Source organism: Streptomyces sp. NPDC057307, assembly GCF_042667665.1.
Classification (GTDB): Bacteria; Actinomycetota; Actinomycetes; order Streptomycetales; family Streptomycetaceae; genus Streptomyces.
Window position 1 is genome coordinate 1 of the sequence record NZ_JBHUZM010000193.1, and the last position, 11,688, is coordinate 11,688.

Annotated in this window: 9 protein-coding genes; 6 read left to right on the plus strand and 3 right to left on the minus strand. The window is 72.5% G+C overall.

From position 1 onward, the window contains the following. Positions 1–47 precede the first annotated feature (47 nt). Positions 48–1,205: an ROK family transcriptional regulator gene (locus tag ACFUN8_RS34810; protein ID WP_383646740.1), complete on the plus strand. Its 1,158-nt coding sequence runs from the start codon at positions 48–50 to the stop codon at positions 1,203–1,205. A 95-nt stretch (positions 1,206–1,300) separates the two neighbouring features. On the opposite strand, the gene ACFUN8_RS34815 is transcribed toward ACFUN8_RS34810, so the two are convergent. Then, positions 1,301–2,065: a GntR family transcriptional regulator gene (locus ACFUN8_RS34815; protein WP_383646743.1), complete on the minus strand. Its 765-nt coding sequence runs from the start codon at positions 2,063–2,065 to the stop codon at positions 1,301–1,303. Positions 2,066–2,324: 259 nt separating this feature from the next. Beyond that, a complete protein-coding gene (locus ACFUN8_RS34820) occupies positions 2,325–3,260 on the minus strand; it encodes a DMT family transporter (protein WP_383646746.1) in 936 nt (311 codons plus the stop codon). 47 nt (positions 3,261–3,307) lie between these two features. On the opposite strand from ACFUN8_RS34820, the gene ACFUN8_RS34825 reads away from it, so the two are divergent. The 3 genes from ACFUN8_RS34825 to ACFUN8_RS34835 all read left to right on the plus strand — a co-directional run bounded on the left by ACFUN8_RS34825 (position 3,308) and on the right by ACFUN8_RS34835 (position 8,202). Further along, positions 3,308–4,765 (plus strand): PLP-dependent aminotransferase family protein, encoded by a 1,458-nt coding sequence (locus tag ACFUN8_RS34825; RefSeq protein WP_383646749.1) that lies wholly within the window; start codon positions 3,308–3,310, stop codon positions 4,763–4,765. A gap of 115 nt (positions 4,766–4,880) precedes the next feature. Further along, positions 4,881–6,494: an alkaline phosphatase D family protein gene (locus tag ACFUN8_RS34830; protein WP_383646752.1), complete on the plus strand. Its 1,614-nt coding sequence runs from the start codon at positions 4,881–4,883 to the stop codon at positions 6,492–6,494. Positions 6,495–6,759: 265 nt separating this feature from the next. Then, positions 6,760–8,202, plus strand: coding sequence for a GNAT family N-acetyltransferase (locus ACFUN8_RS34835; protein ID WP_383646755.1), 1,443 nt, complete (start codon positions 6,760–6,762; stop codon positions 8,200–8,202). Here ACFUN8_RS34835 and ACFUN8_RS34840 read toward each other — a convergent pair. Beyond that, positions 8,102–9,382, minus strand: coding sequence for a trans-sulfuration enzyme family protein (locus ACFUN8_RS34840; protein WP_383646758.1), 1,281 nt, complete (start codon positions 9,380–9,382; stop codon positions 8,102–8,104). The genes ACFUN8_RS34835 and ACFUN8_RS34840 overlap by 101 nt on opposite strands. Positions 9,383–9,441: 59 nt before the next feature. On the opposite strand from ACFUN8_RS34840, the gene ACFUN8_RS34845 reads away from it, so the two are divergent. After that, positions 9,442–9,942 carry an Lrp/AsnC family transcriptional regulator gene (locus tag ACFUN8_RS34845; RefSeq protein ID WP_383646761.1) on the plus strand — a complete coding sequence of 167 codons (501 nt, stop codon included), beginning with the start codon at positions 9,442–9,444 and terminating at the stop codon, positions 9,940–9,942. Positions 9,943–9,983: 41 nt separating this feature from the next. Further along, positions 9,984–11,666, plus strand: a complete 1,683-nt coding sequence (locus tag ACFUN8_RS34850; protein WP_383646765.1) for a DUF885 domain-containing protein — start codon at positions 9,984–9,986, stop codon at positions 11,664–11,666. Positions 11,667–11,688 lie beyond the last annotated feature (22 nt).

Sequence of the window (11,688 nt, forward strand, 5' to 3'; positions counted from 1 at the left end):
ACCGAGTACCATCCGGCAGACACGCGCACGAGCTGGGAGGACTGACCGTGGGGCGGCTGACCGGCGGGGACCCTTCCTTGTTGCGGCGGATCAACTCCGCCGTGGTGCTGCACGCCCTGCGAGGCGCCGATTGCCCCACTTTCACGGATCTGACCCGGATCACCGGACTGTCGCGCCCCACCGTCGAAGGCGTCGTCGAGGGCCTGATGGAGAACGGCCTGGTCGTCGAGTCGGCGCCGGGCGAGGGTGAGGCCCGCCGGCAGGGCCGTCCCGCGCGCAGGTTCCGGTTCCGGGCCGAGGCGGGGCATCTGCTGGGTATCGAGATCGGGCCGCACCGGGTCGCCGCGCTGCTGTCGGGGCTCGACGGCCGGATCATCGGCGCCAGTTCGCGCGACGCCACGGAGACCGCGTCGGCGGACGAGCGGCTCGACCGGGTGCGGGTCGTCGTCAGCGACGTGCTGCGCCGCGCGGGGGTGGCGCGCAGCTCCCTGCGGGCCGTCGGTGTCGGCAGCCCCGGCATCGTGGAGGCCGACGGGACGGTACGGCTCGGTACGGCGCTGCCCGGATGGACGGGCCTGGCGCTCGGCGAGCGGCTGCGGCGCTCGTTCCGGTGTCCGGTGCTGGTGGAGAACGACGCCAACGCGGCGGCCGTCGCCGAGCATTGGAAGGGCGCGGCCACCGATTCGGACGACATCGTCTTCGTGCTCGCGGGACTCAGCCCGGGGGCCGGCTCGCTGATCGGCGGGCGGCTGCACCGCGGCTTCCACGGCGCGGCCGGTGAGATCGGGGCGCTGCATCTGCTGGGCCGCGAGGTGACACCGGAGAAGCTGCTGTCGACGACCGACGAGCCGCTGCATCCGCTCGACGAGCGGGCGGTGGCCCGTGTGTTCGCGCTGGCGAAGCAGGGTGACTTCGGGGCGAAGCAGGCGATGGAGCGGTTCACCCAGCGGCTGGTCCACGACGTGGCCGCGCTGGTCCTGGCGCTCGACCCGGAGCTGGTGGTCGTCGGTGGCTGGGCGGCCGGTCTCGACGGCGTACTCGACCCGCTGCGGGACGAGCTGTCCCGGTACTGTCTGCGCCCGCCCAGGGTGACGCTGTCGCTGCTGGGCGAGGCGGCGGTGGCCACGGGCGCGCTGCGCCTGGCGCTGGACCATGTCGAGGAGCAACTGTTCGCCGTCGAGGGGACGGTGACGGCCCGCCGCTGAGACAGGGCGACGGGCCGGAGTCGAATCGTGGGAGAAGCGCCGAAGCGTGCGGAGCGCGGTGCGGAAGCCGGTCAGGAGGCCGGTCAGGAGGCCGGTCAGGAAGCCTTGCGCTCGGCGGCGTGGTGGCTTATCTGCACGTCACCGGTGTCCCCGAAGGTGAGCCGGCAGGTGTCGGCCCGGTAGGTCGCCACCGAGACGGCGGCCGTACGGCCTCCGGCGAGATAGCGCGTGGTGACGACGAGCACGGGCGCGCCGGGGAGCCGGTCCAGTTCCTTGGCGTCGTCCACGCGGGCCGAGCCCAGTTCGACGGCGCGGTCCTGGCCCTCCATGCCGAGCCGCTGAAGCTCGCGCAGCACGCTGCGCGCGCGGGCGGGGCCCGAGGGAATGTCTATGGCGGGCAGCTCCGGCACGGACGCCGACGGTACGTACAGAAGCTCGGCCGCGACGGTCTGGCCGTGGGTCACCCGGGTCCTGCGGACCGTGTGGACCTCGTCGGCCGCGTCCGTCCCGAGCATCTTGGCCACCGCGAGGGGCGCCACGGCCGTCACCGAGTCGACGGGCTGCCACGCGTCCGGGTCGGCGCCGGGCCACTCCTGCTGGGTGGTCGACACGTCGACACCCACACGGGGCGGCGCGACGGTCGTGCCGACGCCGCGGCGGCGCTGCAGCCGGCCTTCGAGTTCGAGCTGTTCGAGTGCCTGGCGGAGCGTGGCGCGCGCGACTCCGAAGCGGGCGGCGAGGTCGCGTTCGTTGGGCAGGACCTCCCCGACCGCGAAATCGGAGTCGAGTGCCTCGCCGAGCACGGTCTTGAGGTGCCAGTACTTCGGCTCCGGCACCGTTTCGAGCTGCGTGGTCCCCACCGTGATCCTCCGCAATCGCCGTGTCCCCGGCGGCTTTTCCATGCACTTGTTTATTAAAGGTTCCTGCACTAACTCTCCGAGAGTAGGACGGCCGATCGCGTTGGTCAAGACCAATCCTGCGGGTATCGACCGGCGGAATCGCACTCTGCCACAGATCGTTCACGCAGAGTTCGCAGGTTTGGCGTGAAACGACGGCATCAGCAGGTGGGAGCGCCGGGGGTGCGGACCTGAGGTGTCGGGACAGACACGGACAGGCATGTCAGGGGGTGCCGACCAGCTCCCTCTCCGCGATCCGGCGGGCCGCTCGCCGTGCCCGGAACGCCCCGGAGCCGAGTGCCACTCCGGCGCCCACCAGCAGGCTCCCGGCGGCCTGGGCGGGGCCGTACGCCCCGGTGCCGACGAGGGGCGCGGTGAGTGCCGCGGCCACCGGGATGAGGCCGGAAAAGAGCGTGGCCCGCTCGGCGCCGATCCGCTGCATGCCCATGTACCAGCAGATGAAGCCGACCACGGTCACGACGGCCGCCTGCCAGCCGAGCGCGAGCGCCTCCTCGCCGGTGGGTACGCGGACGAAGTCGGCGCCGTCCAGGACGAGTCCGGCGATCGTGGACTCGATCGCGGCGAGGCCGGCCACGGTCGCGGAGAGCAGTCTGGGTCCGAGCGGGCGCAGTACGGGGACGGCCAGTACGGCGAAGCCGACCTCGCCGACGAGCGCGGCGACGGACCAGCCGAGACCGGCCGCGTCCGTACGGCCCCAGCCCTGGACGGTGAACGCGCCGACGGCGACCAGCAGCGCGCCGTACACGACGGGGCGCGCGGGACGGCGCCGGCTCAGCAGGGGGAACAGGACGGCGACGACGACCGGCGCGCAGCCGACGAACACACCGGGGACGGCGGGCTCGGCGGTGCGTTCGGCGGCGATGACGGAGAGGTTGAAGCCGACCATGCCGACACCGGCGACGGCGGCGAGCCTGCCCCACTGCCTGGGGGTGAGGGCGCGCAGGGGCGCGGCGGCGCCCCTGCCCACGAGCGGAAGGAGGAGCAGACAGGCGAGGCCGTAGCGGAGGGCCTGGCCGCCGGCGTACGGATAGTCGCCGAGAACGCTGTTCGCGGTGAAGGAGGCGCCGACGAGGACGCAGGCGAAGGCGGCGAGGAGCATCCCGGCGGGGGCCGATGCGCCGGGGGAAGTGGCTTTCATGACGCCGACGCTACGAAAGAGAGTGGTCCGGTTTAAGGTCCACTTCCATGACGGTATCGAGGACCACTCCGGGCGAGGCGGCCGGTGGCGGGGACAGCGGGTCGGGTACGGCGTGGACCGACGCGTGGGACGTGATGCTCGCCTCCGCGCCCGCCCGGCGGCGTGGGCGGGTGCTCCAGTCCGCGCTGCGTGAGGCGGTGCGGTCGGGGCGGCTCGCGGCGGGCACCCGGCTGCCGTCGAGCCGTGAACTCGCGGCCGATCTCGGGGTCTCGCGGGGCCTGGTCACGGACGCGTACGAACAGCTCACGGCCGAGGGCTATCTGCGCAGCGGGCAGGGTTCCGGGACGTGGGTGGGCGACGCCGTACGCGCGGCGGCCCGGGGGACGCGTGACCGGGCGCCCCATCCGCCGGGCGCGCGCGCCGACTTCGTGCCCGGCACGCCGGACCTCTCGCTCTTCCCGCGCGCCGCGTGGGGTGCCACGCACCGGACCGTGCTGGCGCGACTGCCGCACCGGGCGCTCGGCTATCCGGATCCGCGGGGGCTGCCGGAGCTGCGTACGGCGCTGGCGGCGCTGCTCACCCGGCGGCGCGGGGTGGCGGCCGACCCGGAGCGGCTGCTGGTCTGTTCCGGGGTGGCGCAGGCGATGACGCTGCTCGGGTTCGCGCTGCACGGGCGCGGGGTGCGGACCATGGGTCTGGAGGATCCGGGCAGCCCGGAGAACAAGGCGGTGCTCGGTTCGGCCGGGCTGCGTTCGGTCCTGCTGCCGCTGGACTCCGACGGTCTGGTGCCGGGCGCGCTGGAGCGGTCGGGTGTACGCGCCGTGGTGACGACCCCGGCCCATCAGTACCCCTCCGGCATCGCGTACTCGGCGGCGCGCCGGACCGAACTCCTCGACTGGGCGCGGTCGGTGGACGGTTTTGTCCTGGAGGACGACTACGACGGGGACTTCCGCTACGACCGGGCCCCGGTGGGCGCGTTGCAGGGGCTGGACCCGGAGCGCGTCGCGTACATGGGCTCGGTCAGCAAGTCGATGGCACCGGGCCTGCGGATCGGCTGGCTGCTGGCGCCGGAGGAGCTGACCGAGGAACTGGTCGAGCGCAAGCGCACCATGGACCTCGGCAATCCCGTGCTGGAGCAGGCACTGCTCGCGGACTTCGTCGAACAGGGCGGTTACGACCGCCACTTGCGCCGTTGCCGGCTGGCGTACCAGCGGCGCAGGGACACACTGATCGCGGCTCTGGACGAACACTTCCCCGGCACCGAGGTCAGCGGTATCGCGGCGGGCCTGCACATCATCGCGGTGCTGCCGGGGCGTTACGGTCCCGAGGCGCGGTTCCTGGAGCGGGCGGCGGCGGCCGGCGTGGCGCTGCGCGCGCTGGCGTACCACGGCACGGCGCGGCCGGACGACGGCCGGGTCCGGCTCGTCATGGGGTACGCGCACCAGTCGCCGTCCGACCTCACGCGCGGGGTGCGGCTGCTGGCGGAGGCGGTCGGGCGCGGCTGATCCGGGCGTGGGGGCGGGCGGGTTGTTCACCCCGGGTTCGTGTGCCGGCCGCCGCCGGGCGCTACGTATGGCACGGCACACCAGGCACACCGGACCCGCCGCAGGAGGCATCTCGATGACGAACAGTTCCCCCGGTTCCCCGAATCCCGCCACGGACCGCCGCACCGTGCTGCGCGGCTCCGTCGCCGCCTCCGCCGCGCTGGCCCTGCCCACGACCGCCGCGGCCGTCGCCGGGACCGTCGCAGGCGCCGCGCCCGCCCAGGCGCTCTCCGGCCGGCCGAGCGCCGACTGGGGTGTCCAGACGGGCGATGTCACCTCGTCGTCCGGCCTGGTGTGGATCCGCTCCGACCGGCCGGCGCGGATGCTGGTGGAGACCTCGGCGACCAGTTCCTTCCGCCGTACGCGCAGCTGGCACGGCCCGCTGCTGGGTCCCGGCACCGACTTCACGGGGACGACGGCACTGCACGGACTGCCCGCCGGTGAGCTGGTGCACTACCGGGTGACGCTGACGGATCCCGACGACCCGCGGCGTACGGGCGAGCCGGTGTACGGCTCGTTCCGTACGGCTCCGGAGCGGCGCCGGCAGGATGTGCGGTTCCTGTGGTCGGGCGACATCGCGGGCCAGGGCTGGGGCATCAACCCGGACATCGGCGGCTACCGCGCGTACGACGACATGCGGCGGCTCGATCCGGACTTCTTCCTGTGCAGCGGCGACACCGTCTACGCGGACGGTCCGCTGCTGCCGTCGGTGACGCTGCCGGACGGGCGGATCTGGCGCAACATCGTCACGGAGGAGAAGGCGAAGGTCGCCGAGACGCTGGACGAGTACCGGGGTCAGTTCCGCTACAACCTGCTGGACCACAACGTCCGCCGGTTCAACGGGCAGGTGCCGACGATCGTGCAGTGGGACGACCACGAGGTACGCAACAACTGGTACCCGGGGCAGATCCTGGACGACGTCCGGTACCAGGAGAAGAACGTCGACGTGCTGGCGGCGCGCTCGATCCGGGCGTTCGGCGAGTACTTCCCGGTGCGGACGCTCCGGGCGCGCGGCGAGGACCGGCGGGTGCACCGGGTGGTGCGGTACGGGCCGCTGCTCGACGTGTTCGTGCTGGACATGCGCTCGTTCCGTAACGCCAACTCCCCCGGGCGGCAGGCGGACGACACGACGGGCATCCTCGGCGCCGAGCAACTCGACTGGCTCAAGCGCGAGTTGTCGCGGTCGCGCGCCGTGTGGAAGGTGATAGCGGCGGACATGCCGATCGGTCTGGTCGTGCCGGACGGCACGGCGGACATCGAGGCGATCGCGCAGGGCGACCCGGGCGCGCCGCTGGGCCGGGAGCTGCAGATCGCCGATCTGCTGCGGTACATCAAGCACCGCCGGATCACCGGCACGGTGTGGCTGACGGCGGACGTGCACTACACGTCGGCGCAGCACTACGAGCCGGAGCGGGCGGCGTTCAAGGACTTCGCCCCGTTCTGGGAGTTCGTGTCGGGTCCGCTGGCGGCGGGCGGTTTCCAGGCGAACGCGCTGGACTCGACCTTCGGGCCGAACCGCGTCTTCGTCCGGGCGCCGGACCGGGCGAACGTCTCGCCGATGGAGTCGTCCCAGTACTTCGGCGAGGTCGCCATCGACGGGGAGAGCGGCGAGTTGACGGTGCGGCTGCGGGCCGAGGGGAACAAGGTGCTGTTCAGCAAGGTCCTGAAGCCGGGACGGGTGGGCCAGTAGGAACAGGCTCCACGGAAGGGCGGGTACCGCGAGGTGCCCGCCCGGCCGGGAGCGGGTAACCTCGCCGGTGGTGAACGGGTGAACCGCCCCCGTCCCGGACCACCGTCGGTCACGCCTCCGGGGACTCGAACGAAGACTTCCCGAGGACCGGACACGTCGCGCCATAAATCAACCAAAAGTAGTTGATAGGCGAACTGAAGCATCTTTTACCCATCAGTCACAGTACGTTCGTGATCGCGCAACACCGTTGGGTCACAGTGAGGCCATGACCGATGTGACTTCATCGAAGAGTGCCCGCCGCCCCCACCACTGGCGCCGGGATCTCGTCGAACTGGCCGCCCTGTTCACCGCGGTTGCGGTCGCCGACGCTGTCGCGAACATGGTCGCGCACGGGCCGGACGGACCGTTCCTGCTCGTCGCCTCCGCGATCGCCCTGATCATCACGGCCGGATTCCACACCTGGTGGTCAAGGCACCACGGCCACGCACCACCGGTCGCGGAACGGCCGGCTGACGTCCCGTCGGGCGATTCCCACGACGCCCCCGCCCCCGACTCCGTCGACGCCGACAGCGCCACCGCCCTGTGGCGGATGCGCGCCACCGTGCGCGACGCCCCCGGCTCGCTGGCCGCGCTGTGCACGGTCCTCGCCGGCCGCCGGGTCGACATCCTCACCCTCCAGACCCACCCCCTGGCCACCGGCACCGTGGACGAGTTCCTGCTGCGCGCGCCCGCCTCGCTGCCCGCGCGGCAGCTCACCCGTGAGATCTCACTGGCGGGCGGCAGCGACATCTGGATCGAGCGCGCCGACACGCACGATCTCGTGGACGCGCCGACCCGGATCCTGGGCCTGGCCACCCGTACCGCCCTGGACGCGGCCGAACTGCCCCTCGCCCTGCGTCAGTTGCTGGGCCGCTGCACGATCCACTCACTGCCCGCGGTCTCCCCCACCGGTGGCCCGACCGGCGCGAACGCCCCCGTCGAGGGCATCCTGGAGGGCACCACGATGCGGATGCGCGACCCGAACGGCGGCGTGATCAGCGTCGAGCGCCACTACCTGCCGTTCACGCCCACCGAGTTCGCCCGGGCCCGCGCCCTGGTCGAACTCGACGCGCGCCTCGGCCCGCGCGTCCCCCGCAGCCGGGACGTCCTGACCCTGCCCGAGGGCAGGATCACCGTGCGCCGCGCCGACCAGAGCGACGTCGACGCGGCGTCGGCGATGCACGAGCGCTGCTCGGAACACACCCTGGGACTGCGCTACCACGGCCCCGTCGGCGACGCCGACCGCTATCTCGACCATCTGCTCAGCCCGCGCCACGGGCGGACCCTCAAGGTCCAGACGGCGTCGGGGCGCCTCGTCGCGCTCGGCCATCTCCTGTGGGACGGCGACGAGACCGAGGTCGCGCTGATCGTCGAGGACGCCTGGCAGCGGCGCGGGATCGGCGCCGAACTGCTCGGCCGGCTCGTCGCCCTCGCCGTCGAGGCCGGCTGCACGAGCGTGTACGCGGTCACCCAGGCGTCCAACACGGGCATGGTCGCCGCCATGCGCGGGCTCGGCCTGCCGCTCGACTACCAGATAGAGGGTGGCACGCTGGTCGTCACCGCCCGCCTCAAGGGGACGGAACAGCGGACGGAAGATCGGCGGGCGGACGGACAGCCGACGACGTACGGGACTCCGGAGATCGCTCTGCGCGACCAGGCCGGGCGCTGAGCGCCTCGGTCAGATCCCGCCACAGGTCCTCGACGTCCTCCAGCCCGACCGACATCCGCAGCAGCCGGTCGCTCACCCCGGCCGAACGCCGGTCCGACTCGGCGACGACGCGGTGGCTGATGGAGGCCGGGTGCTGGATGAGCGAGTCCACACTGCCGAGGCTCACCGCCGGGGTGATCAGCCGGACCCCGGCGATCACCTCGTGCGGGTCGCCGTACACCTCGAAGGAGACCATCGCCCCGCCGATGCTCGGGTAGTGCACCCGGGCGACGCGCGGGTCGGTGGCCAGCCTGCGCGCCAGGTCGGCGGCGGTGGCCGAGGCCGCCCTCACCCGTACCGGCAGCGTGGACAGCCCCCGCAGCAGCAGATAGCCGGCCATCGGATGCAGGACACCGCCGGTCGCGAACCGCACCTGGCGGAGCTTGCGCGCGAACTCCTCGTCGCACGCCACGACACCGCCGAGGACGTCGCCGTGCCCGCCGAGGTACTTCGTCGCGCTGTGCAGGACGAGCCGCGCGCCGTGCTCGACGGGCCGTTGCAGGACGGGGGTCGCGAAGGTGTTGTCGACCAGCAGCGGTATCGAGCCGCAGGAGTGGGCGACGGCGGCGATGTCGACCTCGGCGAGGGTCGGGTTCGCGGGGGTCTCGACCATCACCAGACCGGTGTCGGGGCGGATCGCGTCGGCGATGCCCGCCGGATCGGTCCAGGTGACCTCCGTACCGAGGAGCCCGGCGGTCAGGAGATGGTCGCTGCATCCGTACAGAGGACGTACGGCGACGACATGGCGCAGCCCCATGCCCGACCGTACGAGCAGGACGGCCGTCAGCGCCGCCATGCCGCTGGCGAAGGCCACCGCGCTCGCGGTGCCCTCCAGCCGCGCGAGCGCCGTCTCGAAGCGGGCCGTCGTCGGGTTGTCGAGGCGCGCGTAGACGGGCGGTCCCTCGGGGCGGGCGCCGGTGGCGGCGAACTCGTCGATCCGCGCGGCCTCGGCACGGGTGTCGTACGAGGGGTAGGTCGTCGACAGATCGATCGGTGCCGCGTGCACACCGAGCCGTGCGAGGTCCTCCCGCCCCGCGTGCACGGCCTCGGTCGCGAGTGCGCGGGGTACGGGTGCGGCTACGGCCACAGGCGTGGCTACGGATACGGGTGCGGTCGGGCCGGCGGCGTCGATGGAGTCCATGCGCACACTCTGAACATCCGGCGGGAAACACGGGTGACCCTCCGTGTTACGTTCGCCGGATGAGCGAGTCAGTCGTACTGGATCCGGTCGATCTGCACATACTGCGCCTGCTGCAGAACGACGCGCGGACCACCTACCGGGACATCGCCGCCGAGGTCGGCGTGGCCGCGTCGACCTGTCTGGACCGGGTGTCCAGACTGCGGCGATCCGGGGTGATCCTGGGACATCAGCTCCGTGTCGATCCGGCCAAACTCGGCCGTGGACTGCAGGCGTTGCTCTCCGTGCAGGTCCGGCCGCACCGGCGCGAGCTGATCAAGCCGTTCGTCGAGCGCATCCGGGGCCTGCCCGAGTCCCGCGCGCTGTTCCATCTGACCGGGCCCGACGACTATCTGGTCCATGTGGCCGTGGCGGACACCGCGGACCTGCAGCGGCTCGTGGTCGACGAGTTCACCTCACGGCCCGAAGTGGCCCGTGTCGAGACGCGGTTGGTCTTCCAGCAGTGGGACTGCGGTCCCCTTATGCCCCCTTCATCAGCCATTCCGTCGACGACCCGGCCCTGAGGGAGGGTGACGCGCGGTCCTCCCTCGGAGAGGATGTCGCCATGCCAGACACTTCCAGCAGCGCGCTGCCCCGCCAGGTCGCCGACGCCTATGTCGACGCACTCATCGAACTCGATCCGATCACCGGTACCTTCCTGGGCGTCGCGGCCAGTTCCGGTCGCCTGCCCGACTTCTCACCGGCCGGAGCGAAGGCGCTCGCCGACCTCGCCCGCGAGACCCTCGCCAAGCTCGACGTCGCGACGAGACTGCCGGGGGCCGACAGCGATCAGGAGCGACGCTGTGCCAGGCTGCTCCATGAGCGACTGACGGCCGAACTCGCCGTCCACGACACCGACGAGCACCTGCGCGCCGTCAGCAACATCCACTCCCCCGCCCACGCCGTCCGCGACATCTTCGCCGTGACGCCGACCGAGACGGACGAGGACTGGGCGGCTGTGGCCCAGCGCCTGCGCGCCGTACCGGACGCGCTGAGCGGGTTCCGCGAGTCGCTGGCCCTCGGTCTGGAGCGGAAGCTGCCCGCCGGGCCGCGGCCGACCGCGACGTTCATCGGCCAGCTCACGGAGTGGGCGGGCGACGGCCGCGGCTGGTTCGAGGAGTTCGCGGCGGCCGGGCCCGACTCGCTCCGCGCGGAGCTGGACGCGGCGGCGGGCGCCGCGACCGGCGCCGTCACCGCGCTGCGCGACTGGATGCGGGACGTGTACGCGCCGGCCGTGGAGGACGCGCCCGACACCGTGGGCCGCGAGCGCTACGCCCGCTGGTCGCGCTTCTTCAACGGCACGGATCTCGATCTCGACGAGGCGTACGCCTACGGCTGGTCCGAGTACCACCGTCTGCACGCCGAGATGACCACCGAGGCGGCGAGGATCCTGCCGGGCGCGACCCCCTGGGAGGCGCTGGCGCATCTCGACAAGCACGGCGAGCACATCGAGGGGGTGGAGGAGGTACGCAAGTGGCTCCAGGCCCTGATGGACGAGGCCATCGAGGCGCTGGACGGCACGCACTTCGAACTCGCCGACCGGGTACGGAAGGTGGAGTCCCGCATCGCCCCGCCGGGCGGCGCGGCGGCGCCGTACTACACCGGCCCCTCGGAGGACTTCTCCCGTCCCGGCACGACCTGGCTGCCGACGATGGGCGAGACCCGTTTCCCGGTGTACGACCTGGTGTCGACCTGGTACCACGAGGGCGTCCCCGGCCACCATCTCCAGATCGCGCAGTGGACCCACGTCGCCGACCAGCTCTCCCGGTACCAGGCGTCCGTGGGCGGTGTCAGCGCGAACGCCGAGGGCTGGGCGCTGTACGCGGAGCGGCTGATGGACGAACTGGGTTTCCTGCCCGACGCGGAGCGCAGGCTCGGCTATCTGGACGCGCAGATGATGCGCGCCTGCCGGGTCATCGTGGACATCGGTATGCATCTGGAGCTGGAGATCCCGGCGGACTCGCCGTTCCATCCCGGTGAGCGCTGGACGCCCGAGCTGGCGCAGGAGTTCTTCGGCAACCACAGCGGCAGGCCGGCGGACTTCGTGGAGAGCGAGCTGACCCGCTATCTGTCGATGCCGGGCCAGGCGATCGGCTACAAGCTGGGCGAGCGGGCGTGGCTGCTGGGCCGCGCGAACGCGCGCGAGCGGCACGGCGACGCGTTCGACGCGAAGGCGTGGCACATGGCGGCGCTGTCGCAGGGCTCGCTGGGGCTGGACGATCTGGTGGACGAGCTGTCCAAGCTCTGAGCCGGGGCGCCCGGCACGACGG

What these genes read in the sequence shown, in the direction of transcription:
- ACFUN8_RS34845 (WP_383646761.1), top strand. Translation starts at nt 9,442, where the DNA reads ATGAGCGAGTCAGTCGTACTGGATCCGGTCGATCTGCACATACTGCGC.
- ACFUN8_RS34840 (WP_383646758.1), bottom strand. Translation starts at nt 9,382, where the DNA reads ATGGACTCCATCGACGCCGCCGGCCCGACCGCACCCGTATCCGTAGCC.
- ACFUN8_RS34835 (WP_383646755.1), top strand. Translation starts at nt 6,760, where the DNA reads ATGACCGATGTGACTTCATCGAAGAGTGCCCGCCGCCCCCACCACTGG.
- ACFUN8_RS34825 (WP_383646749.1), top strand. Translation starts at nt 3,308, where the DNA reads ATGACGGTATCGAGGACCACTCCGGGCGAGGCGGCCGGTGGCGGGGAC.
- ACFUN8_RS34820 (WP_383646746.1), bottom strand. Translation starts at nt 3,260, where the DNA reads ATGAAAGCCACTTCCCCCGGCGCATCGGCCCCCGCCGGGATGCTCCTC.
- ACFUN8_RS34850 (WP_383646765.1), top strand. Translation starts at nt 9,984, where the DNA reads ATGCCAGACACTTCCAGCAGCGCGCTGCCCCGCCAGGTCGCCGACGCC.
- ACFUN8_RS34830 (WP_383646752.1), top strand. Translation starts at nt 4,881, where the DNA reads ATGACGAACAGTTCCCCCGGTTCCCCGAATCCCGCCACGGACCGCCGC.